Genomic DNA, 25,452 nt, shown 5'->3' on the forward strand with positions numbered 1-25,452 from the left:
TCGTGTCCATGCTGCTGGCAGGCAAGGTCGCCGTGATCACCGGAGCGGGCCCTGGACTGGGCAGGACGCTCGCCACCCTGATGGCCCACGAGGGAGCCACGGTGGTGCCGGTCGCCCGCACCCCGCACGGGATCCCCGGCGAGGTGTGCGCCGACGTCACCGACCCGGCCCAGATGCGCGACCTGGCTGAGCGGGTGCGGGCCGACGTGCTGGTCAACGCGGCCTTCCCGGGCACCCATCGCCGCAACATTCTGGATATGTCGGTTATAGATATGTTGGACTGGCAAAGAGCCGTAAATATCGGTGCTTATGGCACCTTGGTGGCCTGCCGGTTCTTCGCGCCGCACATGGTCGCGCGGGGCGAGGGGGCGATCGTCAACGTCACCTCCATGTCCTCGCGCAAGGGCTACGCGGGACGCAGCGACTTCGCCGCGGGCAAGGCGGCCGCTCACCTCCTGTCCCACTGCCTGGCCGACGAGCTCGGGCCGTCCGGGGTGCGGGTCAACTGCGTGGCGCCCGGCTGGATCGCCAGCGAGGTGCTCGACGACTGGATGCGCGCCAGGGCCGACGCCGAGGGCGTGCCGTACGAGGAGATCAGGGACAGGGACGTGCGGGCGATGGCCCTGCGCCGGATCGCGACCGAGGAGGACGTCGCGCGTGCGATCATCTTCCTCGCCTCCGACCAGGCCAGGGCCATCACCGGCGCCACGATCGACGTGAATGCCGGTCAGTTGTTCACGTGACGCTGAGCTTGTCGACATTGGGGCCGCCGGTCGAGCCGGTGCCTGTCGCCCTGATGGTGTTCGCGCCTGCGGCGAGGGTCACGGTGAGCGTCTTGACGGCCCAGGTGTCCCAGTTGGTGGTAGGGGTGAAGCTGACGCTTCCGACCACGGTGCCGTTGACGGAGATGTCCACCGGTCTTGCCGTCGTCGTGCCGTTGGCGTACCTGATGGACAGGGTCGCCGCGCCGCCGCCGGTCACGGACCACTCGATGTAGCCACCCGCCGCGTTGACGTAGTCGACGAAGCCGGTGCCGGTGAAGCCCGTGTGGTTGGTGAAGACGCCCGCCTGGGAGAGCACGGCGTCCTCGGCCTGGTAGTCGGCTCCGGCGGAGGTGATCGTGATCTTGTCGACGTTGGGGCCGCCGGTCGAGCCGGTGCCGGTCGCCCTGATCGTGTTGGTGCCGGAGGCGAGCGTGACGGGGAGCGTCTTGGTCTCCCAGGTGTCCCAATTCGCCGTCGGAGTAAAGACGATATTTCCTACGACCGTGCCGTTGACGGAAATATCCACCGGCCTGGAGGTCGTCGTGCCGTTGGCGTAACGGACGGCCAGCGTCTTCGGGCCGCCGCCGGTCACGGACCACTCGATGTAGCCTCCAGCCGCGTTCACGTAGTCGACGAAGCCGGTGCCCGTGTATCCCGTGTGGTTGGTGAAGACGCCCGCCTGGGAGAGGACCGCGTCCTCGGCCTGGTAGTCAGGACCCCCGCCGGTTCCCCCGGTCACCGTCAGCGTGTAGGTCGCCGTGGCGCCGCCGCCGCTGATCGTCACCGGATACGTGCCCGGCGCGGTGGACGCGGTCGTGGTGAAGGTGACCGTCGAGCTCTGCCCCGTCTGCACGGTCGGCGGGTTGAACGTGGCGGTCGCGCCGGTCGCCGAGAAGGTGATCGACTGCGCCGCGCCCGCGGTGGTGACCGTGGCCGTCGTGCTGCCGCCGGGCGCGACCGAGCCTGAGGCGGGGCTCACGCCGAGGGTGACGCCGCTGGCCGGGGTGAACGTCCACTGGGCCGAGGAGCCCGAGCAGCTGCCCGCCACGACGCTGGTGCCCGACTGGCGGAAGCAGTACTGCCCGCTCTGGATGTCGGTGATCGTGCCGTCCGGATTGATCGACCACTGCTGGGCCGGGCCGCCGGTACAGGTCTGCATCACGATGTTGCTGCCCGACTTGGCGGCGCACTTGCTGTTGTTCTCCAGGAACGCCCCATGGAAGGTGAACCGCTGGGCGGCACTGCCGTTGCACGCCGCCGTCTTCACCGCGGTGCTCTGGACCTCCATGCACTGACCGGATGAGCCGTTCTTGTACTGGCCGATCGTGACGTTCGGCTGCGCCCCGCCGTAGCACGCGCCGGTCGAGGTGTTGAAGATCGGCGTCGGGTCGACGACCTCGGACGAGCCCGGGTTGACGATGACCGGTTCGAGGGTCGGCGTCCCGTTGCTGTTGTAGTGGGTGAGCGCGTCCTCGCAGTCGATGGCGTCCATCGGGTCGCCGCCCTCGCCGCCGAGCCACAGGTCGAAGTGCCAGAGGCCGGGCCCGCCGTTGGGGCCCTCGCCGCTCCAGTCCTCACCGCACTCCTGGCAGGAGTCCTCCATGATGAAGTACTTCTTCACCCGCGGCACGTAGATCTTCGTCCCTGGCGCCGCCTCGGCCGAGGAGGTGGCGAAGGTGATCGGGTCGGCGTAGGTGCCCTTGCCGCCCGCCTCGTCGTGAATGCGGGGATAGGAGATGTCACCTCCCGGCGGGGTGTTGTCCCACCAGCCGTAGAAGGTGAGGAAGGTCTGCTGCGTGGTCGCCGCGTAGGCGGGAGCGGCGATCAGCGTCGCCGCGAGCAATGCGAATAAGGCAAGCAGCCGCTTGGTCATGACCGCAGAATCGATCCGATGATTCGCCGAGTCAAGAGAGTTCGATAGGAAACTTACCTAACAATCTGGCCGAGTAGCGGGATTCTCCACCGACCTGTCCCTATGGTGGAGGAAGCCCACCTCACCTGGTCAGGGATCGGGTTGTTACCGTGCTCCCCATGTCTTTCCGAGAAGCCCTGGACGCCGCGCTGCCGCCCGGACGCGTCGCCGACGACCCCGACGTCGTCGCCGCCTACTCGCGCGACCAGGCCGCCTGGGCGCCCGTCGGCCGCGCGGCCGTCCTGGTACGGGCCGCGGACACCGACGAGGTGCGCAGGGTGGTCGAGGTCTGCGCGGCGCACGGCGTGCCGATCGTCCCCAGGGGCGCGGGCACCGGCCTGTCCGGCGGCGCCAACGCCGTCGACGGCTGCGTCGTGCTCGCCCTCGACGGCATGAACCGCATCCTCGAGATCGACGAGCGCGAGCAGCTCGCCGTCGTCCAGCCGGGTGTCGTGAACGACGACCTGCGCGCGGCCGTCGCGGAACACGGCCTCTGGTACCCGCCTGACCCGGCCAGCTCGCCCTGGTCCACGATCGGCGGCAACACCGCGACCAACGCCGGCGGCGTGTGCTGCGTGAAGTACGGCGTCACCCGCGACTACGTGCTCGGCCTGGAGGCCGTGACCGGCAGGGGCGAGGTCGTACGGCTGGGCCGCAGGACGCGCAAGGGCGTGGCGGGCTACGACCTGGCCGGGCTCTTCGTCGGGTCAGAGGGCACGCTCGGGGTGATCACCGAGATCACCGTGCGGCTGCTCCCCCTGGGCGACCGGGTGCAGCGCACGATCGTCGGCGGGTTCGACTCGCTGGTCGACGCGGGGCGGGCCGTGGCTGCCGTGGCGGCCTCCGGGCTGACGCCGTCCGCGCTGGAACTGGTCGACCGCTACTGCCTCAAGGCGGTGGACGACTGGAAGAACATGGGGCTGGCCGACGTCGGCGACGTCCTGCTGCTGGGCCGTACGGACGGCAAGGACGAGGCGGAGGCCGCCGAGCTGCAGGCCGTGTTCGACGCGGCGGGGGCGACCTGGAGCACCCGCTCCACGGACGCAGAGGAGGCCGAGGCGCTGTTCGCCGCCAGGCGGCTCGCCTACCCGGCGCTGGAGCGGCTCGGCCCGGTGCTCACCGAGGACGTCTGCGTGCCGCGCGGCCTCGTACCCGAGATGCTCGGCCGGATCGAGGCCCACGCCAAAGCGCACGACGTGCACATCGCGAACATCGCCCACGCGGGCGACGGCAACCTGCATCCGCTGATCATCGTTCCCGCCGACGACGACGCGGCCCGCGCCCGCGCGCAGCGCGCCTTCGAGGCGATCCTGGACGACGCCATCGCGCTCGGCGGCACCGTGACCGGCGAGCACGGGGTGGGGCTGCTGAAGATGCGCGGCATGCGCGACGAGCTGGGCGAGGGCGTCCTGGCCATGCACCGCGCGGTCAAGGACGCGCTCGACCCGGCCGGGATCTTCAACCCGGGGAAGGTCATCGCGTGACCACCCGCCTCGACCTGGACGAGCTGGCCGTGCTCAACGCGCTCGGCAGCCGGCTCACCTCGCTGCGCTCGCCCGGCGAGGTGCTGCACCAGGTCGCGGCGGAGGCCAGGCGGCTGCTCTGCGTGGACGTCGCCTACATCATGCTGGCCCGCGACGACGGGATGCTCAGGATCGAGGCGGCCGACGGCACGCTCGGCGCGGCGCTGCGGGGCGTCGAGATCCCGGTGGGCGGCGGGCTCGGCGGGCGGGTGATGCGGACCAGGGAACCGATGTGGAGCGCCGACTACCTGTCCGATCAGTCGATCAGGCACCTGCGCGCGGCGGACGCGGCACTGACGAGCGAGCGGCTGGGCGGGATCGTCGGGGTTCCGCTGATGGTCGGCGGGGAGCCGATCGGGGTGCTGTTCGCCGCGGACCGGACGCCCAGGCCGTTCGCCGACCGCGAGGTGGTGCTGCTCGCCGCGCTGGCGGCGCACGCGGCCGTGGCGCTGCACAACGCGCGGCTGTTCGAGGGGTACGAGCGGGCCACGGCGGAGCTGACCCGGTCGGTGGAGCTGCACGACCGGCTGGCCCGCATCGCCGTACGCGGGGGTGGGCCCGGGGAGCTGGTGGCCGCGCTGGCCGACGTGCTGGAGGCGGACGTGGCCTTCCTCGCCCCGGACGGCCGCGTGCTGGCCGGGCGGGACGGGCGTCCCCGCGTCACCGCGCCGGTGCTCGTGGGGGACGACCTGGCCGGGCTGCTGGCCGTCTCGGGGGCAGAGCCGCCCGCCGTACACCTGCTGGAGACGGGGTGCACGGTGCTCGCCCTGGTCGTCGCGACCGAGCGGGCGGTGGCCGAGGCGGAGCGGCGGGCGGCTGGCGAGCTGGTCACGGCGCTGTTCAGCGGTCGCCTCGACGAGCGGACGGTACGCAGAAGGGCGAGGCTGGCCGGGGTCGACCTCGACACCGTCCGCTGCGTCGCCGTGCTGGAGCCCGACGAGGGCACGGAGGCGGCGACGGCCGCCGCGGCGGGACGGCTCGGCGGGTGGGCCGCCGAGCACGACGGGCGCTGGGTGATCCTCTCCCCGGAGGCCGATCCCGGGCTGGTGCGCTCCCGGCTGCGCACGATCGCCCCCTGCACGGCCGGGGTGGCCAGGTCACCCGGCGGCCCCGCCGGAGTCCGCGCCGCCTACGAGGAGGCAGCCGGATGCGTATCCCTGTTGCGCGCCCTGGGCCGATCGGGCGCCTGCGCCCTCCCCGACGAGCTCGGCGCCTACCGGGCGCTGCTCCGCCAGGCCGGGCGCGACGAGCTGCGCCGCTTCATCGAAGCGACAGCCGGACCTCTGCTGTCGCATGCGGACCTGGCCTGCACCGCGGAGGCGTACCTGGCCAGGTTCCGCGCCCACGCGGCCACCAGCCAGGCCCTGCACATCCACCCCAACACCCTGTACAAACGCCTGCGCCGCATCACCGACCTGCTCGGCGACGCCTGGGACGGCCCCGACCGCGCCCTCGAACTCCACCTCGCCCTCAGACTCCACCGCCTGGCCGCTCAGCCCAGATAGGCCGCCCGGACGACCGGATCCGCCGCGACCTGCTTCGGCGGTCCTGACGCGATGAGCCTGCCCAGGTCCAGGACGACGAGCCGGTCACAGGTCCGCATGACGAAGCCCATGTCGTGCTCCACCAGCAGCACCGTGGTGTCCAGCCCGCCGATCACCTCGCGCAGCCGTACGGTCTGGTCGGCGTCCAGGCCGGACGTGGGCTCGTCCAGCAGCAAGAGGCTCGGCCGGTCGGCCAGGGCTCTGGCCAGCTCCACCAGCCGCCGCTGCCCCTCCGGCAGCGCGGCCGCGTAGGCGTCGCGCAGCGCGGTCAGGCCGCAGAGGTCCAGCACCTCGGCCACCCGCTCGCGCCGCTCACGTTCGCGGCGGCGGCGGGACGGCAGCGCCAGCAGGTCGGCCGCCAGACCGCCGCCGCCACCGCGCCAGTCGAGCGCCGCGAGCACGTTGTCCGCGACGGTGAGCCTGCCGAACACCTGGGTCCGCTGGAAGGTACGCCGGAGCCCCGTGCGCGCCCTGCGCACGGCGGTCACCCGGGTGACGTCCTGCCCGCGCACGACGACCCGCCCGGCGCTCGGCCAGCGCAGCCCGGACACGACGTCGAACAACGTCGTCTTGCCCGCGCCGTTGGGTCCGATCACCCCGCAGACCTGCCCCTCGGGCACCTCGAACGTGACCTCGTGCAGCGCCTTGACGCCGCCGAAGTCCACGCTCACCGCGTCGATGGCCAGCGTCATGTGACCCCCAGGTAGGCGGCGGTCAGCCGGTCGGGGTCCACCTCGGCGCGCGGCCCGGTCCAGGTGACCTGGCCGAGGCGCATGAACGCGACCCGGTCGGCGATGGCCAGGGCCTCGGTGGCCTTCTCCTCGACCAGCAGCAGCGCGGTGCCGCGGGCGCGCAGCTCCTGGAAGATCTCGAAGACCTGGGCGACGACGAGCGGGGCCAGGCCCAGGGAGGGTTCGTCGGCGATGAGCACCCTGGGCGGGCTGATCAGGGCGGGGGCGAGGGTGAGGAGTTGCTGCTCGCCGCCGGACAGGTCACCGGCGAGGACCGTACGCCGCTCGGCGAGGCGGGGCAGGCGCTGGTAGACGGGGTCGGGGTCGTCCAGCCAGGTGCGCAGGTTCTCCTCGACGGTGAGGCCGGGGAACACGCCTCTGCCTTCCGGGGCGAGCATGACGCCCTTACGCGCCCTTTCGTGGGCTTTCCAGTGGGTGATGTCCTGGCCGTCCAGCAGCACCCTGCCGGCGGTGAGTGGCAGGTCTCCGGCGGCCACGGCGCAGGTGGTGGACTTGCCGGACCCGTTGGCGCCCAGCAGCGCCAGCACCTCACCCGGGTGTACGGCCAGCTCCACGCCGTGCAGCACCGTGCAGTCCCCGTAGCCCGCCACGACGGCTTCCAGGCGGAGCAGCGCCGTACCTCCACTGCTTTCCACGACCGCACCTGCGACGGGCGCGCGGCCGGCGGCTTTGCCGCGGTGGCGGCGTTCGGCCATCTGGGCGAGGACGCCGTCCGGGTGCTGGGCCAGGATGATGCCGCCCGCGCCGAAGAGGATCGCCCCCACGTGCGACGAAACCCCCCAGGCCGACAGCACCTCCGGCACCACCACCGCGACCAGCCCGCCCAGCACCGCGCCGCCGATCCGCCGCACCCCCTGCAGCACCACCACGGCCAGCCACACGAACCCGGCGAAGGCCGGGAGGTCGGTGGCCGTGATCGATCCCTTGGAGATCGCGAACAGCACCCCGCCCAGCCCGGCGATCGCCGAGGCCAGCGCGAACAGCATGATCTTGCTGCGCGCCCCCGACAAACCGGACGTGGAGGCCGCTGCGGGCGCCGACCTGACCGCGAGGATCGCCCGCCCGGAAGCCGACCGTTCGAGGTTCCTGACCAGCAGCCCGACCAGCCCGATGAGCAGCAGCAGGACCACCACCCGCACCAGCGGCGAGGAGGTGTCGGCGAAGCCGAGGCCCAGCGCGGGCAGCGGCCACCCGATGGTGCCGTTGCTGAACGCGTCCACCTGGAAGAGCACCTGGTCGGCCAACAGGCCCAGCGCGAGCGTGGCGAGCGTGAGGATCCGCCCGCCCAGCCGGAGCGCGGGCAGCGCCACCAGCACCCCGACGGCCGCGGCCGCCAGCACGCCCAGCACGATCGCGACCGCGAACGGCAGGCCGGACGAGAACGCCCACCCGCAGGTCAGCGCCGCCATCGCGGCGAACGACGCCTGCGCCAGGTTGACCATCCCGCCGATCCCGGTCACCACCACGAACGAGCAGAAGATCAGCGCCAGCACCAGCCCCTGCGCGACCACGCCGACGTAATAGGACGGCGCCACCAGGCAGAAGCCCAGCAACACCACCAGCCCGGCCATCCAGGGCGCGCGCCGGCGCCAGATCGGCACCCCGGCCAGGTAGTCGGGCGGCGGCGCGTCCTCTGAGGCGCTGCCCGCCACCCGGTCGCGGGAGCGGTTGAGCAGGACGAGCCCGGCGAACAGCAGGATGACGGGCACCGCCGTACGCAGGCCGGTGACCTCCTCGAACACGTCGGCATAACCGGCCACGAGGTTCTGCACGACCCCGAGCGCGAGCCCGGCGGCGAACGTCCACGGGATCGACCGCAGCCGCCCGAACACCGCGGCCGTGGCCGAGGCGAAGAGCAGCACGGTGTACGCCGAGGCGTCGAGTCCGAGGATCGACACGGCGAGCACCCCGGCGAGCCCGGCGAGCGCCGAGGACAGCATCCAGGCCAGCGCCGAGGTGGCGTCGGCGTCGATGCCGCGCAGCGTGGCCAGCCTGCGGCGGTCGACGCACGCCCGCATGCGCAGGCCGTACGGCGTGTGCCGCATGAACGCCCACAACCCCACGGCGACCAGGACGGCGAAGCCGAAGATGATCAGCTGGTCGCTGGACAGCTGCACCCCGGCCAGCGTGAACCCGTCGGCCGGATAGGGCCCGATCCCCCGGGGCTGCGCCGTGACGTCGGCGGGCGGCAGCCCCAGCGGTTCGAGGAGCTCCACCACGAAGAGTCCCAGGGCGGGCAGCGCGATCGTGAGCCCGATGGTCCCGACGATCTGCGCCGTCTCCCCCGCCTGCGCCAGCCCCCGGAACATGGCCCGGTGCAGGACATATCCGGTTGAGGGGGCGAAGAGTCCCACCGCGACCAGGGCCGCCGCCCAGGGCGGCAACCCCAGCCCCGCGTAGAGCTCGTAATAGACGAGCGCGGTCAGGAACCCGAGCGCCCCGTGCGCGAAGTTGAACACGCCGGTCGCCGCGTAGGACAGGGTCAGCCCCGCCCCCATCACCGCGAAGATCGCCCCGGTGACCAGCCCGCTGAGCACGTAGCCAAGGATCATTTGAGCGGCACGTTGTCGAAGCACTTCATGTTCTTGGCCACCGTGTAAGCGCCGGCGGTGAGCTTGACGAGCGCGCCGCAGCCGTTCGGCTCGCTGTGGTCCTTCGGGTACTCGATGCGCCCGAAGCCCGGGTTCTCGTAGGTGAAGCCGCCGTTGGCCGTGGCCAGGAACTTCTCCCTCGTCAGGTCCTTGCCGGTCTGCTCCAGCACCTTGAGGAAGATGTCGGCCGCCCAGTAGCCGATCGCCACGTGCTGGGTCAGCGGCTGGCCCGGCGCGACCTTCTCGACGTCCTTGCGCAGCTGGTCGATGGCCGGGTCCTGCGACTCGAAGGGTTCGAACATGGGCGCCGCGATCACGCCCTCCATCGCGGCCGCCGTGGCCGGGTCCTTGAGTATCGCCGCGTCGTAGCTGGTGGCGTCGCTGAGCACGCCGGTGTATCCGGCCTTCTTCAGGGCGGTGTAGAGCCCGACGTTGAACTTGGTGCCCGCGATGATCGACACCACGATGTCCGGGGCCTTGCCGCCGTTCGAGGTCATGATCTTGTTGACGTACGGTAGCCAGTCCGGCGGCGGCGCGGCGGCGGGAAGGGCCGAAGAGAGCCCGACCAGCTTGAACCCGGCGGCGACGAAGGACTGCGAGATCGTGGTGCCGCCGTACTTGCTGCCGCTGGAGTCGGAGGTCTGCACGTAGACGGTCTTGCCGTCCGCGCCGCCGAGCAGGTCGGCCATCTGCCGTCCCCACCAGGTCTGCGACCCCGAGCCCGGCTTGGGCGCCAGGCAGCCGTTGTAGCCGAACCCGGTCTTGGTGCCGCACCACTGCGGCCCGGTCGCCCAGCCGAACCAGGGCACGCCCTGGCTCTCCAGGAAGGCCGCGCCGCCGAAGTTGGGCGCGTGCACGGGGACGAGGGCGAACACGCCGTCCTTCTGCACGAGCTTCTTGGCCGCCGCGTCGCCCTTGGCCGCGTCCTGGTTGTCGTCCTCGGCGCCGACGAACTCGATCTTCCTGCCGTGCACGCCGCCCGCCGCGTTGGCGCGTTCGAACCTGGCCTTGGCGCCGATCTCGGCGTCCTTGGTGGAGTAGCCGCTGGCGCTGGTCTTGGTGAGCACGCCGCCGACCTTGACCGTGGTGTCCGTGACGCCTGCCGTACCTTGTGCCGCTTGTTGCTGGTTGGCGGCACACCCGGCCACCAGGAGGATCAGGACCGCCACTACCGCGGGTCGTACCATCGCCACTCCAAGATTTGGCCTAGCGCTCGCTTGTTTTCGGTCAGCGTAGATTCGCGGGGTAAGGGCGTCAATGGACTGCCCAAGCAATTGCTTGCTAGCGTGTCCGGCATGCTGATGCGCGCAGCCGTACTGGCCGAGTTCCACACCCCCATGGAGATCCGCGAGGTCGAGATCGCCGACCCCGGTCCTGGCGAGGTGCGGGTGCAGATCAAGGCGTCCGGCATCTGCGGCTCGGACATCAAGGCCATCGACGGCAAGAGCCCGGTCGTCAAGGAGCTGCCGTTCGTGCTCGGCCACGAGAGCGCGGGGATCGTCGAGAGCGTCGGGGCCGGGGTGACCGGCGTCAGGCCGGGCGATCACGTGATCATCGCGATGAGCGGCGCCTGCGGGAGGTGCCGCAACTGCGGCGCCGGACATTTTCACCTGTGCTCCGGCCCGTCCCGGCTGGCCGCGATCATGGGGACGGGCAGCGGCGGCCAGCTCAGGATCCCCGGCACCCGCACCTTCATCGGCATCGGCTCGTTCGCCGAGTACGCCGTGGTCAACGCGGCCATGTGCGTGAAGATCGCCAAGGACGCGCCCTTCGACGCGATGGCCCTGCTCGCCTGCGGCGTGATCACCGGCGTCGGCGCGGTGCTGAACGTCGCCCGCGTCACCCCAGGTTCGAGCGTGCTCGTGGCGGGCTGCGGCGGCGTCGGGCTCAACGTCGTCCAGGGCGCGGTGCTCGCCGGGGCGACCACGATCATCGCGGCCGACGTGGCAGAGCAGAAGCTCAAGCTGGCCGAGCGGTTCGGCGCCACGCACACCGTGCTCGCCCAGGACCTGCCTGCGCAGGTCGGGGAGATCGTGCGCGGCGGCGTCGACTACGCCTTCGACGCGACCGGCGTGGCCGGGGTGCTCGGCCAGGCGTTCGCCGCCACCCAGCCGGGCGGCACCACGGTCATGGTCGGCAGCCCGCCGCAGGGTCAGCGGCTGGAGATCGAGCCAGGTCTGCTGTTCGCCTCGCGCCGCCTGATGGGCACCCAGGGCGGCGACGCCGCGCCGCTGCGCGACCTGCCGATGCTGGCCGGGCAGTATTTACGCGGGCGGCTCGACCTCGACGGGCTGATCACCGAGCGCGTCCCGCTCGCCGACGTCAACGAGGCCGTCGAGCGGGTACGGCAGGGCGCCGTCGCGCGCAGTGTGATCATCTTCTGACGAGCTCCCTCGGGTGCGCCTCTTCCTCCTCCTCGGCCCCCTCCACGGACAGGTTCGGCAGCAGCCGGTCCAGCCAGCGTGGGCACCACCAGTTCCAGCGGCCGAGCAACACCATCGTCGCGGGCACCAGGAAACCGCGGATGATCGTCGCGTCCACGGCGATCGCCGCAGCCAGGCCCACGCCGAACACCTTGACCAGCGGGTCGGGGTAGGCGATGAACGCGACGAACACCGCCACCATGATCAGCGCCGCCGAGGTGATCACCCGGCCGGTCGAGGCGAGCCCGTCGGCCACCGCCCGCCGGTTGTCGCCGTGCCTGACGAACGACTGGCGCACCGCGGTGAGCAGGAACACCTCGTAGTCCATCGACAGGCCGAACAGCACCGCGAACAACATCAGCGGCACGTAGCTGTCGATGGGCACGGTGAAGAACAGCGTGGTGATGTATCCCTCGCTGGAAGGCGCGTCCATGCCGACCAGCCCGCTGCCGAGCCCGACGGAGAACACCAGCGCCAGGGTGCCGAAGGCGGCGCCGAGCGAGACGAGGTTCATCAGCGCCGCCTTGATCGCCACGACCGGCGCGCGGAAGGCCAGCAGCAACAGCAGGGCGCTGAGCAGTACAACCACCCCGATGACCAGCGGGGTACGCGACCCGATGCGGTCACCGGCGTCGGCCATCGCGGCGACCTCGCCGCCGACATGCACGGTCATTTGTTCTTCTTGGAGGGCTCGCACGGCCCGGACGACGTCGACGGCCCTGGAGTCGCTGGGCGCGTAGTCGGTGATGGCCTGCAGCATGACCGCGCGCCCGGTGCTGTTGATCTTCGCGGGGGTGACGTGCGCGACGCCGTCGACGTTCTCTACGGCCTTCTCCAGGGCCTTCGCCTGGCTCGTCCCGATGGGCTGGGCCGACTCGGCGACCACGATGAGCGGGCCGTTGCTCCCCGGGCCGAAGCCGGACGCCATGAGCTCGTAGGCGCGCCTCGACTGCGTCCCCTGGTTGCCGTAGCCGTCGTCGAGCGGGCCGAGCTTGAGCGCCAGCGCCGGAGCGGCCAGCGCGGCGAGCAGCAGGACGCTGCCGATCAGCACCCGCCACGGGCGCTTGGCCACCCATTCTGCGACCGCGCCCCAGCCGCGCTTCTCGTCCGGCGTCTTCAGGACCCTCAGGGCGTTGATCTTCGTGCCGAGCAGGCCGAGAAGGGCGGGGACCAGCGTGACGGAGGTCAGGACGGCGCAGACCACCGAGATGCCGGTGATCCAGCCGAGCGTCTGCAGCAGGGGGAAGCCGCCGAGCATGAGCGCGCTCAGCGCGATGATGACCGTGCCACCGGCGAAGACGACGGCGCCGCCGGAGCTGGAGACGGTTCTCCGTACGGACTCGTGGACCTCCACGCCGGAGGCCAGCAGCTTGCGGTGGCGGGACAGCAGGAACAGCGCGTAGTCGATGCCGACGCCCAGGCCGATCATCGTGGCCATGATGCCCGCCTGCTTGGGTACGTCGACGACGTGGCCGAGCAGGCCGATCACGCCGAGGCCGGTGACGACGCTGACCAGGGCGCTGAAGATCGGCACCAGGGCGGCGACCAGCGTGCCGAACGCGAACACCAGCACCAGCAGCGCGCACACCACTCCGATGATCTCGCTCGGACCGGTCTTGATCTCCTTGTCCGCGGGGGTCGAGCTGTCGGCCGGGACGACCTCGACGCCGGCCGCCCGCGCCGCGTCCGCTGCCTTGGACAGGCTCTGGGTCGTCTCGGCGAGCTTGGCGTTGTCGTGGCCCTCCATGCGCACGGTGATGATGCCGATGCGCAGGCTCTGCCCGATGCCACCCATCCTGTACGGAGTGTCCACCTGGGCGACGTGCTCGACCGTCTTGAGCTTCGCGATGGCCTGCTCGACGCCGCGCTTGATCGGCTCGGCGGTAAGCAGCTCCTTGTCGGAGTAGAGGACGAGGTTGACGGTGCCGCCCGGGGCGTAGCCGGGGCCGAAGCCCTGGCGCATGAGGTCGTGCGCGCGTTGCGCGTCGGTGTTGGGGATGCTGACGTTGCTGCTCACCGGCCGCCCGCTGATCAGGCTGCCGCCCATCAGGCCGATCGCCGCGATCACCCACAGCGCCAGCACGATCCTGCCGTGGCGCGCGCACCAGCCGCCGAGCCGCCCGAGTAAGCCAGCCATCACTGAACCCCCGTCCTGTACGGTCGTACAGGACCTACGATAAGGCGTTATCGAGGAAATGCCGGGAAATGAGACGATGACCACACTGAACGACACCCGCAGCCGCATCCTGGAGGCGGCGCGGGAGCTTTTCAACGAGCGCGGGTATGCGGCTACGTCGCTGGCCGACATCGCCGCCGCCGTTGGCCTGACCAAGACCGCGGTGGCTTACCACTTCCACCCGAAGGACCGGCTGGCCGCCGAACTCATCGCCCCAGCCGCCGACGATCTACTCGACTTGCTGGGCGGCACCTTCCCGGACAAATCCGCCTTTGAAGTGGCGTTGGTGGATTTTGTGGTGCGGCATCGGGCGGTGATGCGGCTCTTCATGGAGGACATCTCCGGCGCCGACGAAGCCCCGCCTGGGTCCACCGGGGAGGCGATCAGGACCTTCCGCGACGAGATCTTCGCCAAGCTGGTGGGTGACGCGCCGAACGAGGTGGAACGGATCCGCGGGTGGGCGTTGCTGGGGGCGCTGCAGTGGGGGGTGGTGCAGACGATGGACCTCCCCGAGGCCCAGGTCAGAACCGCCCTGACCAGCTACCTTTCCAGCTGACCTCACCCAGAATTCCCGGCCCCTTGCTCTTCCTGCGTACGGGGCTCCTTCGCCTGCCCACCGGGCCCCCTCGCCCCGGCACGCCCTCCCCGCACGCTCACCGCACGCCCCTCGACACACGCCCGCCCTCCCCGCACGCTCGCCCGCCCCATACCTGCGGGCTCCAGCGCAGCCACCGCGCCCGCCCGCCACGCCCGGTCGCGCGCTCTCCCCAAACCCACGCTCCCCCCACCCCCGCGCCCTCCCTACGCGCGCCGGGCTCTGGGCACATAGGGCTCCTCAGCACGTAGGGCTCCTCGCGGCAGCGCGTCAGAGGTCCAGCACGTGCCGCTCCACATGATCCAGCGCCAGCCGTACCCCGCCCAAAGCCACACTCTCATCGCCAAACGTCGACAACGCGACCTCCAACGGCGACAGGCACAACGCCCCAAGGTGCTCCCTCAACGGCCCAAGAAGCACCTCCCCCGCCCCCGCATACCCCCCACCAAACACCACCAACTGAGGATCAACCCCAAGCACCAGCGCAGCCGTACCCACAGCGAGATTCGCCGCGATCCCCTCCACCACCCGCAACGCCCGCCCATCCCCCTCAGCCGCAGCCAGAAAGACCTTGGGATCCAGCTCCCGAGCCGCCGCCTCCCACCCGAGCTGCGGCAACGCCCCCACCTCCCCCGCAGCCCCACCCCGACCAGCCCGCAACACACCCCCGAGAAGCAACCCAGCCCGAATCCTCCGCCCGACCAGCACATAGACCATGTCGTCCACATGCTGCGCACTCCCCCGCCAGTGCTCAGCCAGCGCAGCCAGGTTCGCGTCATTCGCCGCCAGTCCCTGACACCCGAACCACCGCCCGGCCAGCCCAGCCAGATCCACCCCCGTCCACCCGGGCAACACCGACGACAACGACACCCGCCCGGACGGATCGACGATCCCCGCCGTCCCCACCCCCACAGCCAGAACCCGCGACCGCCCAACCCCACCAGCACACTCGAGAGCGGCCCGCTCCAGGACCCCCAGCCGCCGGGACGCGGACATCCCCGCATCCACCTCAACCCGCCGAGAAGCCACCACCTCCCCCCGAAGGTCAGCAAGCATCACCAGGACCTTGTGCGCCCCCACATCGGCCCCCAGCACGTACCCCGCATCCCCCCGAAAGGCGAACCTCCTCGCAGGCCTCCCCATGGCCGCACCATCCGGCGAAACCTCCCGAACCCAGGGACGCAGCTCCCCCAGCACAGCCTCTACGGTCCGCCGGGACAACCCGGTAGCCCGCCCAAGCTCGGTGAGCGAAGCCACCCCCTCATCCCGTACGGCCCGCAACACAGCCCGTGTGTTAGCCCGACGCAGAAGCGACACGACTTACCTCCCCAGCGGTGTTCGCACAGGAGCACCAGCACTTATGGAACCCCTTTCCATAACCCTAGGCGAGATGGTTGGGTGGGTTCAGGGTTACATACGGTACTAGGTCGCATAAGTGGAGGATCAATGGTGACTCTCGCCGTCGTGGGCGCGGGTTCGCGTGGGGCTGGGTACGCCCGCATAGCCACCGCCGATGGCAGGGCCAGGGTGGTGGCCGTGGCGGAGCCCACATCATCGAGGCGCGCCAGGGCAGGCGAGCAGCACCCGGGCGCCGCGCTGTACGACGACTGGCGGGCCCTCGCCGCACTCCCCAGGCAGGCGGACGCGGTGATCATCGCCACCCTTGACGCCGACCACGTGGAGCCGGCCGTACGCTTCGCCGAGCTGGGCTACGACATCCTCCTGGAAAAGCCCATGGCCGTCACCGAGGACGACTGCCGAAGGATCGTCGCGGCCGCCGAGAAGTCCGGCGCGATCTTCGCTGTCTGCCACGTCCTGCGGTATACGCCGTACACCAGAGCGATCAAGGACCACCTGCACCGGGTGGGCGAGATCGTCAACATCCAGCACCTGGAGCCGGTCGGCTGGTGGCACCAGGCGCACTCCTACGTGCGTGGCAACTGGCGGCGTACGGACGAGTCCACGTTCATGCTGCTCGCCAAGTCGTGCCACGACCTCGACTGGCTGGTCCACCTGACCGGCAGGCAGGTGAAGCGGGTCTCCTCCTTCGGCGGCCTCAAGCACTTCCGCCCGGAGAACCGCCCGGAGGGGGCGGCGGACAGGTGCCTGGACTGCGCGGTCGAGCCCACCTGCCCGTACTCGGCCAAGCGCATCTACCTCCCGATGGTCGGCGACCCAGCACGCGCCGCCTGGCCCCTACCAGTGCTAAGCGACGACATCTCGCTGGCAGGCATCATGGAAGCACTCCGTACGGGACCGTACGGAAGGTGCGTGTACGCCTGCGACAACGACGTGGTCGACCATCAGGTGGTGAACATGGAGTTCGACGGTGGCGCGACGGCCTCCTTCACGATGACCGCCTTCACCCCGCAACTCCACCGCCAGACCCGCATCTTCGGCACCCACGGCTCCATCGAGGGCGACGGCGAGCTGTTGCGGATCACCGACTTCCTGACCGGCGACACCGAAACCGTCGACACCACCCCGACCGGCGACGCGACAGCGGGCGGCGGCCACGGGGGCGGCGACGAGGGCCTCATCGACGCGTTCCTGGAGGCTGTTGCCAGCAGAAACCCCCGCGCCGTCCTCTCCGCCCCCGCCGAAAGCCTGCACAGCCACCTCATCGCCTGGGCAGCAGAACACTCCAGACTCACCGGCCAAGCCATCACCCTGTAACCCCGACAAATGAAGGCAGCTCGTCGAGGCACTGGCCACCCGCCTGGCCGCCCGGATGGCAAGCGGCCGCGACCGACGCACAGTCGGGTGTCGCGGCGCACCCTGACTGCGGGCCTGTGGCGCAATCACACAGTGGATGTCGGGCGAGGTGGGGCCCGCGCGGTCGTGGGCGCGGTCGTGGGCGCGCGGAGTGTGCGGCCGCCGAGGGATGGCGTCACGGAGGGATGCTCAGGACGTTGGTGTCGTGGGGTTGAGGTGTTAGGGCGCGCGGTTGTGGGGCGGTGCACGGCGGGGGCAACGCAAGGCCGGGGCTTGGCGCGCGAGGTTGGGGGTGCGGCGCAGGATTGGGGGGTGCGGCTCAGGGCGGGGCGGTCGCGCAAAGTGACGGCAGCGCAAGGCGAGGGCGCCCCAAGGTGAGGGCGGCGCAAGGCGACGACGGCGCAAGGTGAGGGGTCAGGTTGTTGGGGTGGGGGTGGGGGTTGGGTCGGGGGTGGGTTCGGTGGGGTCTGGGTTGCTTTGGCCCTGGACGGCGACGGTGATCACGATGGTGGTGCCCGCCGGGCCGCAGGTGCCTGCCATCGTGTCCTGCGCCAGGACCGTGTCGACCTGTGCGGGGTTGTCGACGATTTCGGGCTTCATGCGTACGGAGAAGCCTGCCTCGATCAGCAGCTTCCGTGCCTCGGTGCGGCCCAGGCCCACTACGGAGGGGACCTTGGCGCCGTTCCTGGCAATCGTGAGGGCGACACTGCTTCCGCCTGCCAGCCGTACCCCTGCCTGAGGTTTGGTCTGGATGACCTGGTTGTCCGGGCGGTCGGTGCAGGTCGTGGTCACGGTGCCTGGGAGCAGGGATGCGGTCTTCAGTCTTGCCTCGGCGGCCTTCCTGGTCAGGCCGGTCAGTGCAGGGACGGGCACTCCTGCCGACACCTCAAGATCCACCTGGCTGCCCTTGGCGACGCCCTCACCTGGGGTCGGCGTGGCCTTGAGTACGCGGCCGATCTTCTGGGGTGAGTCGATCTGCCGGATCACGCCCAGTTCGAGACCGGCCTTCCTTATCGCCTTCACGGCTGCGGAACGGTCCAGGCCGACCAGTAGTGGCACCGCCACGCCCGCCGGGACCACCGGGTTGGAGGCGGGCGGCTGGGTGGATTCGCGTTCCTGTGTGCCCTTCTCGTCGCGTAATTCTGAGGTGTCCATCTGAGGCACGATCGGAACGGTTGTCACCACCGGCGGCTGGGACACCACCGGAGGCTGCGGGTCGTGGCGCAGCATCGGCACCATGACTCCGACCAGTACGGCGGCGCTGACGAGCAACGACCCGGACACCGCCACGCCGACCCTGTTGACCGCATGACCACGCCACGGCCGCCGCACATCCTGCGTCACCACCTCGCCCGACGCGCCCCGGCCATCCGAGGAGAAGTTGCTGTCCGGAGGGTGGGTGGGGCCATCCGGCCAGTAGGCGGGAACGGCGTGGTGAGAGGTGGCCCACGCCTTAGCGGGGAGGTCGTGCTGGCCGTTCTGGGGAAGCAGGTGGCCAGGGGTGGGCTGGCCGTTCTCGGGAAGCAGGTGGCCAGGGGTCGGCTGGCCGTTCCACGGGAGGAAGGGGCCGGGGGTGGGGAGGACGTAGCCGTGGGCGGTGCCCGTCGACTCCGGGGTGGCCAGCGGCTCCACGCGCAGGATGTGCGGCGGAGGTGAGCGCAACACCTCCGCCGGCACCCCCTCCGCGTCACCGAGCAACGCCAGCAACAGCTCCCGGCCGGTAGGCCGGTTGCGCGGATCCTTGTCCAGGCACGCCTCCACCAGCTCACGCAACTGCCCGTCCAACCGCCCCAGCTCCGGCTGCGCCGTAAGGATGCGGTGCAAAACGGGCGCCACCGAGTCCTGCCCGAACGGCGCCGACGCGTTCGCGGCGAAGCACATGGTCGCCCCCCACGCGAACACGTCCACCGCCCCCGTCACCGCCGACGCCGTGATCTGCTCCGGCGCCATGTAAGCAGGAGTCCCCACGCCGCGCCCGCTCACCGTCGCCGCCGCGTCGAGCACCCTCGCCAGCCCGAAGTCGATCACCCGGGGCCCGTCCGGACCGAGCAACACGTTCTGCGGCTTGAAGTCGCGGTGCACGATCCCCGCCCGGTGGATCGCGGTCAGCGCGGTGACCGTCCCCACGGCGAGCCGCTCCAGCGACCCGCCCCGCCGCGGCCCGGTCAGCGCGACCTCACGGTGCAGCGAGGGCCCGTCGACGAACTCGCTCACGATGTACGGCAGGCCGTCGTCGAACCCCGCGTCCACCACCTGCGCCGTGCAGAACCGCGCCACGTGCTTGGCCAGTTCGACCTCGCGCATGAAAACGGCCTGCTCGTCGCCCACGGGCCCGTGGAGCAACTTGACCGCGTAACTGTCCTCGCCCCTGGAACCGAGGTAGACCACGCCCTGACCGCCCTGCCCCAGACGGCCCGCCAGTTCGTACTCCCCCAGCGAGCGCGGATCCCCCGGTTTGAGCGGCTGCGTATACGGCACGGGTGCCTCCCCTCGCCGCCACCCGTTTCTTTCCACTGAAAGCATCAGAAGCCGGGCAGTCAACGGGCGAAGTGGCAATCGCCGCCTGACCGTGACACACAGGGTCAGGACGGGCGGGAGACCTTACCTGCGTAGGTAACAGCCTTCTCACCTTGGCGAACGACTTTGATGGCCGCCTGGTCACCTTCGCCCGCGAGCGTCATCGTCAGGGTGCCCGGGTAGCACTCCTTGCCCTTCACGTCACCGAGCGTGAACGTCACGCCGGGCCTGAGCGGGGTGAGCGTGGCCGAGCAGTGGAGGTCGGAGCCCCAGCGCATGCTGGACGGCTCGCCGATGCTGATCTCCACCGGGAAGACGCGCCCGGCGGAAGGGTGCTCTGCCGACCCTGTCCACTTGCCGTTGAGTCCTGGCGACTGCGCCCCCTGCACCCACCACACGAACCCGGCGACGGCCGCCGCGAGCCCGATCGCGGCGACGACGAACTGCCACGCTTTGGGACGCCGCCGCACCGCGGGGGTCCGCAGGTCGGGCTGGGTGGTCACGGCTGGGCGCGGCCCGGTGATGTCGGACTCCGAGCGAGCCGGGGACGTGGTCTCCGCGGCTGCCATCGCGCCCGAGGTGAGGACGTCGCCGCCCGCCGAGTGCCCCAAGAGCCGCCGCAGCACTTCCTCGGCGTCCGGCCGGTCCTCCGGCGAAGGCGCCAGGCAGGCGTCGACGATCTCGCGGAGCTGCCCGGCGACCGCGCCCAGGTCCGGCTTGCCGTACAGGATCCTGGCCAGGACCTCCTGGTACGTCTCCGCCGTATACGCGTGGCGGCCGTTGGCGGTGAACGCGACGGTGAGCGCCCACGCGTAAAGATCGGCCGGCGGCCCGACCGGCTCGCCCTTGATCTGCTCGGGCGCCATGTACGCGGGCGTGCCGACTGGGTGCCCGTGGGTGGTGGCGGCGGTGTCCATCAGCCTGGAGACGCCGAAGTCGATCACCCGCGGCCCGTCGAGGCTGAGCAGCACGTTGCCCGGCTTGAAGTCCCGGTGCACGACGCCCGCCCGGTGGATCGCGCCCATCGCGGTGGCCGTGCCGATGGCCAGCCGGTCGAGCGACCCGCCCGTGCGCGCCCCCTTGGCGATCACGTGCTCGCGCAGCGACACCCCGTCCACGTACTCGCTGACCAGGTAGGGACGGTCGCCGTCCAGGTCGGCGTCGAGGAGCTGAGCAGTGCAAAAGGGCGCGACCCTGCGCACCGCCTCGATCTCGGCCAGAAACCTACGCCGCCGTACGGGGTCGTCGGCGACGCTCGCGTGCAACAGCTTGACGGCGACCTGCTGCTCGGCCAGGTAGACCACGCCCTGGCCGCCCTGCCCGAGCCGTCCCACCAGCCGGTAGGAGCCCAGCTGCCGGGGATCTTCAGCCCTCAGGGCCGCAAGTCGCGACATAGCCCGCCATTATGGCAGGAACCGCTGCGCAAGGTCGTCGAGCACCGGGAGCACCACGTCGGCGCGGCCGCTCGGCAGCGACGCGACGACCTCCTCGATGCCCAGGTCGGCGTAGTAGTCGAGCTTCTCCCTGGTGGGCATCGTGCCGAACGGAATCACCTTCGCCATCGGGCGCTCGGCCTTCTCGCACGCCTCGCGGAGCGCGGGCAGCGCCGCCCTGATGCCTTTGCCGCCGATCGGCATCCATCCGTCGGCGTACTCCGCGACGTGCGCGAACAGCTTCGGCCCAGCCGCCCCACCGACGAAGATCGGCGGTCCGGAGACGGGCTTGGGCCACGACCATGACCGTTCGATGCCCTCGAAGGCGGCCTCTTCCTGTGACCACAGCGCCTTCATGGCCAGCACGTGCGACCGCGCGACGTCGCGGCGCGAGCCGTACGGCACGCCGTGGTTCTCGATCTCCTCCACGTTCCACCCGAACCCCACCCCAACCACCACCCGCCCCCCAGAAAGGTGGTCCAGGGTCGCGATGGCCTTGGCCGTCACGATCGGCTCCCTCTGAGCTGCCAGCAGAATGCCCGTGCCGACGACGAGCTTTTCGGTTAAGGCCGCAGCGAAAGACAGCGCAACCAGCGGGTCGACCGTGCGCTTGTACTCCTCAGGCAGCTCGCTCTGCCCGGCTGCCGGAGGGGTGCGGCGCGACACCGGGATGTGCGTGTGTTCCGGCAGGTAGAGCGAGGAAAATCCGCGCTCCTCCGCCGCCCTCGCCAGCTCGCCGACCGGCATCGCCAGATCGGTGGAGAACATCGTGACGCCCAGCCGCATCCTGACCTCCTCTGGTTAACCAAGCGATTGCTCGGTACCATCCTCGCATGGCTTTCGCGGAGATCGGTGACGTGCGGCTGTATTACACCGACGACGGGTCGGGCGAGTCGACCCTGCTGCTGGTGCACGGCTGGGGCGCCGACTCCCACGAGTGGATCCACCACATCCCGGCGCTCGCCCGCGACCACCGGGTGATCGCCGTCGACCTGCGCGGCCACGGCTACTCGACCGCCGGGCCCGGCAACACCCCGGTGGAGATGACCGACGATCTCGTACGGCTCTGCGCATCACTCGACATTTCGGGATGCGTGGTGGTCGGGCATTCGATGGGCGCCGTGATCGGCTCCCGGCTCGCCGTCGAGCACCCGTCGCTGGTCCAGGCGCTGGTCGTCATCGACCCCGGCTACGGCTTCCCCGCCTCGATCGCGTCGATGTCGTTGCGGATGTTCCGCGAAGCGGGCGATCCGCACGCGGCAGCCGTACAGCTCGACCAGTGGTGTTATACGGCCGCCTCGCCCGCCTGGTTACGCGAGTGGCACCGGCGCAGGCTGCTGGCCACGCCGCCGCACGTGCTCGCCGAGGCCTTCGAGGCGTTGTGGGCCGGGCCTGACGCGCTGGGCACCAGGCCCGACTGCGACGACTATCTCGCGCGGCGCGAATGCCCCGTGCTCACCTTCCACACCGACCCCCGGCGTACAGCCTGGGAGTCCGGCCTGTTCAAGCATCCCTCCTCGCAGGCGGTCACCTGGCCGGGCAGCGGCCACCGGCTGCACGAGGAGCGTCCTGCCGAGTTCGTGCTCGTTCTCAACCATTGGCTGAAAGAGGTCTCCCGGTGAAGTTCTCCATCTTCCTGAACCCCCAGATCCCCGGCTCGGGATACGCCGCCGAGGAGAACGCCAAGGCCAAACGCCCCATCGGCCGCGACACCGAGTCGTACCAGGCGTTGCTGCACGAAGTGCGCGAGATCGCGGTGCACGCCGACCAGATCGGCTTCGACGCGCTGATGATGACCGAGCACCACTTCCATTCGGAGGGCATGGAGTTCTCGGTCAACCCGCTGATGTTCCTGACGGACCTGGCGGCGCGCACGGAACGCATCCTGCTCGCGCCGCTCGGCATGGTGCTGCCCGCCTGGGACCCGATCAGGGCGGCGGAGGACGTGGCGCTGCTCGACCAGTTCTCGAAGGGACGGCTGCGCCTGGGCGTGGCGCGCGGCTACCAGAACCGCTGGATGAACGTGCTCGGCCAGCGGTGGCACGCGGCCGCCGCGCGCTCGGACGGCTCGGCGTCGGACACGCGTAACTTCGACGTGTTCGGCGAGGTGCTGAAGATCATGAAGATGGCGTGGACGGAGGAGACGCTCCGCTACAAGTCCGACGTCCTCGACTACGAGGTGCCCTTCCCCTACGAGGGCATCGAGGGCTGGCCTGCGGTGGAGTGGACCCGGACATTCGGTGCGCCGGGCGAAATTTCCGAAGACGGGAAGGTGCAGGCCGTCTCGGTCTGCCCGAAGCCGTACCAGAACCCGCACCCCGAGCTGTGGCAGCCCTTCACCATCTCCGACCGGTCGGTCATCCGGGCCGCGCAGGAGAACATCCTGCCGTGGATGTTCACCCCGAACCCGGACGACCACGCCGCCAAGGCCAAGCTGTATCAGGAGGAATCGGCTCGACAGGGCCGTAACTACAAGCTGGGCGAGCACACCGGCATCCTCAAGATCGTCGGCATCGCGGACACCACGGAAGAGGCGATCAACACCTTCGGCCGGAGCATCCCCAAGGACTTCGCCGCCTTCTTCGGACCCTTCGGATATCTGGAGGTCCTGCGGAAGAAGGAGGACGAGAAGCACAAGCCGATCTCCCCGGAGAAGGGCGACGCCAAGCGCATGAACGACGTCGAGATGGCGCTCTTCGGCACGCCGGACGACGTGAAGCGCGGGATCCAGCGCATGCTCGACAAGATGCCCGACCTGGAGTGGTTCGGCCTCTACATGCAGGGCCAGCAGGGCGTCCTCCCCCTCGACACCGTCAAGCGCAACCTGGAACTGTTCGCCACCAAGGTCATCCCGGAGTTCCAGTGAAATTCTGGCTCGGCGCCTCGTTCGTCGACACCGGGGAGTACGTCGAGCTGGCTCGCATCGCCGAGCGGTGCGGGTTCGACACGCTCACCCTTTCCGACCACCTGTTCTTCGCCGACTTCGCCACGCCGTACCCCTATTCACGGAGCGGGAAGCCGCGCTGGGACGCCGACACCCACTGGCCGGACGCCTGGGTCACGATCGGGGCGATGTCGGCGGTGACCACGTCTCTCCGGTTCGCACCGAATGTCTACATCGCTCCCGCTCGCGACCTCATCACGGTCGCGAAGCAGGTTTCGACGGCTTCTGTGCTGTCGGGCGGGCGGGTGACGTTCGGGGTGGGCGTGGGGTGGTGCAAGGAGGAGTTCCTGGCCACGGGGCAGGACTTCCACACGCGGGGGCGGCGTCTGGACGAGATGCTTCCGCAGCTCCGCACGTTGTGGGACGGCGGGCAGCTGACGTTGGACTCCGTGCCGCCGCTCTCGATCTCGCCCCGGGCCGGGCACATACCGGTGTACATCGGCGGGGACAGCGAAGCTGCCCTCCGCCGAGCCGCCCGGCTGGGCGACGGGTGGATCGGCAACCGCATCTACTCCGAGGAGCAGCTCGACGTGGTGCTGGCCGACCTGGAAGGCTATTTGAAGGAGTACGGCCGGGGCCCCATCGACATCATCGCCCCGGTGGCGGCGCTCCCCTCACCCGAGGTGTACCGCCGCCTCGCCGACAAGGGCGTGACCGGCACCATGGCCGCCCCCTGGTGGCTGGCGTCACCTGAGGAGAAGGCTCGGTACGGATCACTGGACCTCAAGCGCATCACGATGGAACGCTTCGCCGAAGAGATCATCACCAAAACCTGACCCCCTTGCGATCCCGCCCAGCCCCCAACACCCTGGCGGCCCCACCCCGGCACCCCCACCCAGCCCCGAACACCCTGGCGACCCCGCCCTGGCGGTCCTGCCCAGCCCCTGCCCAGCCCCTTCCCAGGGACCCACTCTGGGCCCTGCTCTGGGGCCCAGCTCTGGGCCCTGCTCTGGTGGGACGGCCTCTGGCCGCGCGGTCGGTCAGCCGCCGAAGAATCCCGAACCCCGCGCAAAGATCAGCCGACCGCCACCACGCCGCAGACGGACGTGGTGGCGGTTCGCGTAGGTCAGGAGAAGAACGCGTCCGTGGCGTCGAGGTCGTCGAAGTAGTTCCAGCACTCCACGACCCTCCCGTCAGCGATCCGGTACACGTGCACCGCCCGCTGCTCCAGCACCCGCCCCTCCCGCTCCCCCCGAGCGTTGACCAGCACCACCCCGTGGAAGTTCGACGCCAGAATGTCGAACGGCTCGACCGCGAACGTCCCCCCGGTCGTCTCGAAGAGCCGCCCGAAGAACCCGAACACCTCCTCGATCCCCGAATACACCCCCGACAACGGGTTGTGGCCCGGAACGTGGAACACCACCCCCGGCGCGAACGAGTGCTCGCGAATGTAGTCCAGATCGCCCTTGGCGAACGCCGCGTACCCCTCACGGAGCAGCATCACGTTGGGATGCTCGTACATGTGCACCTCCCTACGGCAGCCCGACAGTACGCCCCCTGAAGGTCACAAAACACTTACGCGATCGGTAGCTCTTTTATCGAACACACTATGGAATCTTGTAT

The 25,452-nt window shown here is 70.4% G+C and carries 19 protein-coding genes; 9 read left to right on the forward strand and 10 right to left on the reverse strand.

What is annotated here, in order from left to right:
- The first annotated feature begins 8 nt into the window (after window positions 1-8).
- Window positions 9-743, forward strand: coding sequence for an SDR family oxidoreductase (locus tag ACIBG8_RS51805; RefSeq protein ID WP_397350872.1), 735 nt, complete (start codon window positions 9-11; stop codon window positions 741-743).
- Here the strand turns inward: ACIBG8_RS51805 and ACIBG8_RS51810 are convergent.
- Window positions 736-2,637: a carbohydrate-binding protein gene (locus ACIBG8_RS51810; protein WP_397350793.1), complete on the reverse strand. Its 1,902-nt coding sequence runs from the start codon at window positions 2,635-2,637 to the stop codon at window positions 736-738. The genes ACIBG8_RS51805 and ACIBG8_RS51810 overlap by 8 nt on opposite strands.
- A gap of 158 nt (window positions 2,638-2,795) precedes the next feature.
- Between ACIBG8_RS51810 and ACIBG8_RS51815 the strand changes: the two genes are divergently transcribed.
- Window positions 2,796-4,160, forward strand: a complete 1,365-nt coding sequence (locus tag ACIBG8_RS51815) for an FAD-binding oxidoreductase (protein WP_397350794.1) — start codon at window positions 2,796-2,798, stop codon at window positions 4,158-4,160.
- A complete protein-coding gene (locus ACIBG8_RS51820) occupies window positions 4,157-5,704 on the forward strand; it encodes a helix-turn-helix domain-containing protein (protein WP_397350795.1) in 1,548 nt (515 codons plus the stop codon). Before ACIBG8_RS51815 ends, ACIBG8_RS51820 begins: the two co-directional genes overlap by 4 nt.
- Here ACIBG8_RS51820 and ACIBG8_RS51825 read toward each other — a convergent pair.
- The 3 genes from ACIBG8_RS51825 to ACIBG8_RS51835 are packed head-to-tail and all read right to left on the reverse strand — an operon-like array spanning window position 5,692 to window position 10,273.
- The gene (locus ACIBG8_RS51825) at window positions 5,692-6,435 is read right to left on the reverse strand and encodes an ABC transporter ATP-binding protein (protein WP_397350796.1); all 744 of its coding nucleotides are present in this window, start codon (window positions 6,433-6,435) and stop codon (window positions 5,692-5,694) included. The genes ACIBG8_RS51820 and ACIBG8_RS51825 overlap by 13 nt on opposite strands.
- Window positions 6,432-9,047, reverse strand: a complete 2,616-nt coding sequence (locus tag ACIBG8_RS51830) for an ATP-binding cassette domain-containing protein (protein WP_397350797.1) — start codon at window positions 9,045-9,047, stop codon at window positions 6,432-6,434. The genes ACIBG8_RS51825 and ACIBG8_RS51830 overlap by 4 nt, the downstream gene beginning before the upstream one ends.
- The gene (locus tag ACIBG8_RS51835) at window positions 9,044-10,273 is read right to left on the reverse strand and encodes an ABC transporter substrate-binding protein (protein WP_397350798.1); all 1,230 of its coding nucleotides are present in this window, start codon (window positions 10,271-10,273) and stop codon (window positions 9,044-9,046) included. Before ACIBG8_RS51835 ends, ACIBG8_RS51830 begins: the two co-directional genes overlap by 4 nt.
- 108 nt (window positions 10,274-10,381) lie before the next feature.
- Between ACIBG8_RS51835 and ACIBG8_RS51840 the strand changes: the two genes are divergently transcribed.
- A complete protein-coding gene (locus tag ACIBG8_RS51840; protein ID WP_397350799.1) occupies window positions 10,382-11,470 on the forward strand; it encodes an alcohol dehydrogenase catalytic domain-containing protein in 1,089 nt (362 codons plus the stop codon).
- Here the strand turns inward: ACIBG8_RS51840 and ACIBG8_RS51845 are convergent.
- Complete coding sequence (locus ACIBG8_RS51845) at window positions 11,460-13,646, reverse strand: MMPL family transporter (RefSeq protein WP_397350800.1); 2,187 nt, start codon at window positions 13,644-13,646, stop codon at window positions 11,460-11,462. The two genes, ACIBG8_RS51840 and ACIBG8_RS51845, sit on opposite strands and share 11 nt — an antisense overlap.
- A gap of 76 nt (window positions 13,647-13,722) precedes the next feature.
- Between ACIBG8_RS51845 and ACIBG8_RS51850 the strand changes: the two genes are divergently transcribed.
- A complete protein-coding gene (locus ACIBG8_RS51850) occupies window positions 13,723-14,241 on the forward strand; it encodes a TetR/AcrR family transcriptional regulator (RefSeq protein ID WP_397350801.1) in 519 nt (172 codons plus the stop codon).
- A 309-nt stretch (window positions 14,242-14,550) separates the two neighbouring features.
- On the opposite strand, the gene ACIBG8_RS51855 is transcribed toward ACIBG8_RS51850, so the two are convergent.
- Window positions 14,551-15,477, reverse strand: coding sequence for an ROK family protein (locus tag ACIBG8_RS51855; RefSeq protein WP_397350802.1), 927 nt, complete (start codon window positions 15,475-15,477; stop codon window positions 14,551-14,553).
- Window positions 15,478-15,726: 249 nt separating this feature from the next.
- Here ACIBG8_RS51855 and ACIBG8_RS51860 point away from each other — a divergent pair, with 249 nt between their 5' ends.
- Entirely contained in the window at window positions 15,727-16,956 is a 1,230-nt protein-coding gene (locus ACIBG8_RS51860; RefSeq protein ID WP_397350803.1) for a Gfo/Idh/MocA family protein, read from the forward strand.
- A gap of 453 nt (window positions 16,957-17,409) precedes the next feature.
- On the opposite strand, the gene ACIBG8_RS51865 is transcribed toward ACIBG8_RS51860, so the two are convergent.
- From ACIBG8_RS51865 to ACIBG8_RS51875, 3 genes are all read right to left on the reverse strand, one after another.
- Window positions 17,410-19,473 (reverse strand): PASTA domain-containing protein, encoded by a 2,064-nt coding sequence (locus ACIBG8_RS51865; RefSeq protein ID WP_397350804.1) that lies wholly within the window; start codon window positions 19,471-19,473, stop codon window positions 17,410-17,412.
- 104 nt (window positions 19,474-19,577) lie between these two features.
- Entirely contained in the window at window positions 19,578-20,906 is a 1,329-nt protein-coding gene (locus ACIBG8_RS51870; protein ID WP_397350805.1) for a serine/threonine-protein kinase, read from the reverse strand.
- Window positions 20,907-20,915: 9 nt separating this feature from the next.
- Window positions 20,916-21,731, reverse strand: coding sequence for a TIGR03619 family F420-dependent LLM class oxidoreductase (locus ACIBG8_RS51875; RefSeq protein WP_397350806.1), 816 nt, complete (start codon window positions 21,729-21,731; stop codon window positions 20,916-20,918).
- 47 nt (window positions 21,732-21,778) lie between these two features.
- Between ACIBG8_RS51875 and ACIBG8_RS51880 the strand changes: the two genes are divergently transcribed.
- From ACIBG8_RS51880 to ACIBG8_RS51890, 3 genes are read left to right on the forward strand one after another with little or no spacing between them, the layout of a single operon-like run.
- Window positions 21,779-22,567 carry an alpha/beta fold hydrolase gene (locus ACIBG8_RS51880; protein ID WP_397350807.1) on the forward strand — a complete coding sequence of 263 codons (789 nt, stop codon included), beginning with the start codon at window positions 21,779-21,781 and terminating at the stop codon, window positions 22,565-22,567.
- The gene (locus ACIBG8_RS51885; RefSeq protein WP_397350808.1) at window positions 22,564-23,811 is read left to right on the forward strand and encodes an LLM class flavin-dependent oxidoreductase; all 1,248 of its coding nucleotides are present in this window, start codon (window positions 22,564-22,566) and stop codon (window positions 23,809-23,811) included. Before ACIBG8_RS51880 ends, ACIBG8_RS51885 begins: the two co-directional genes overlap by 4 nt.
- Window positions 23,808-24,665: a TIGR03619 family F420-dependent LLM class oxidoreductase gene (locus ACIBG8_RS51890; protein ID WP_397350809.1), complete on the forward strand. Its 858-nt coding sequence runs from the start codon at window positions 23,808-23,810 to the stop codon at window positions 24,663-24,665. Before ACIBG8_RS51885 ends, ACIBG8_RS51890 begins: the two co-directional genes overlap by 4 nt.
- A gap of 290 nt (window positions 24,666-24,955) precedes the next feature.
- Here the strand turns inward: ACIBG8_RS51890 and ACIBG8_RS51895 are convergent, their stop codons facing one another.
- On the reverse strand, window positions 24,956-25,351 hold the full coding sequence (locus ACIBG8_RS51895) for a nuclear transport factor 2 family protein (RefSeq protein WP_397350810.1): 396 nt from the start codon (window positions 25,349-25,351) through the stop codon (window positions 24,956-24,958).
- Between the last annotated feature and the right edge of the window lie 101 nt (window positions 25,352-25,452).

The organism is Nonomuraea sp. NPDC050556 (genome assembly GCF_044457355.1).
Classification (GTDB): domain Bacteria; phylum Actinomycetota; class Actinomycetes; order Streptosporangiales; family Streptosporangiaceae; genus Nonomuraea.

Excerpts from the sequence above, each read along its gene's own strand:
- ACIBG8_RS51825 (WP_397350796.1), bottom strand. The coding sequence starts at position 6,435 with ATGACGCTGGCCATCGACGCGGTGAGCGTGGACTTCGGCGGCGTCAAG.
- ACIBG8_RS51895 (WP_397350810.1), bottom strand. The coding sequence starts at position 25,351 with ATGTACGAGCATCCCAACGTGATGCTGCTCCGTGAGGGGTACGCGGCG.
- ACIBG8_RS51875 (WP_397350806.1), bottom strand. The coding sequence starts at position 21,731 with ATGCGGCTGGGCGTCACGATGTTCTCCACCGATCTGGCGATGCCGGTC.
- ACIBG8_RS51870 (WP_397350805.1), bottom strand. The coding sequence starts at position 20,906 with ATGTCGCGACTTGCGGCCCTGAGGGCTGAAGATCCCCGGCAGCTGGGC.
- ACIBG8_RS51835 (WP_397350798.1), bottom strand. The coding sequence starts at position 10,273 with ATGGTACGACCCGCGGTAGTGGCGGTCCTGATCCTCCTGGTGGCCGGG.
- ACIBG8_RS51860 (WP_397350803.1), top strand. The coding sequence starts at position 15,727 with ATGGTGACTCTCGCCGTCGTGGGCGCGGGTTCGCGTGGGGCTGGGTAC.
- ACIBG8_RS51880 (WP_397350807.1), top strand. The coding sequence starts at position 21,779 with ATGGCTTTCGCGGAGATCGGTGACGTGCGGCTGTATTACACCGACGAC.
- ACIBG8_RS51845 (WP_397350800.1), bottom strand. The coding sequence starts at position 13,646 with ATGGCTGGCTTACTCGGGCGGCTCGGCGGCTGGTGCGCGCGCCACGGC.
- ACIBG8_RS51810 (WP_397350793.1), bottom strand. The coding sequence starts at position 2,637 with ATGACCAAGCGGCTGCTTGCCTTATTCGCATTGCTCGCGGCGACGCTG.
- ACIBG8_RS51850 (WP_397350801.1), top strand. The coding sequence starts at position 13,723 with ATGACCACACTGAACGACACCCGCAGCCGCATCCTGGAGGCGGCGCGG.
- ACIBG8_RS51815 (WP_397350794.1), top strand. The coding sequence starts at position 2,796 with ATGTCTTTCCGAGAAGCCCTGGACGCCGCGCTGCCGCCCGGACGCGTC.
- ACIBG8_RS51805 (WP_397350872.1), top strand. The coding sequence starts at position 9 with ATGCTGCTGGCAGGCAAGGTCGCCGTGATCACCGGAGCGGGCCCTGGA.
- ACIBG8_RS51840 (WP_397350799.1), top strand. The coding sequence starts at position 10,382 with ATGCTGATGCGCGCAGCCGTACTGGCCGAGTTCCACACCCCCATGGAG.
- ACIBG8_RS51830 (WP_397350797.1), bottom strand. The coding sequence starts at position 9,047 with ATGATCCTTGGCTACGTGCTCAGCGGGCTGGTCACCGGGGCGATCTTC.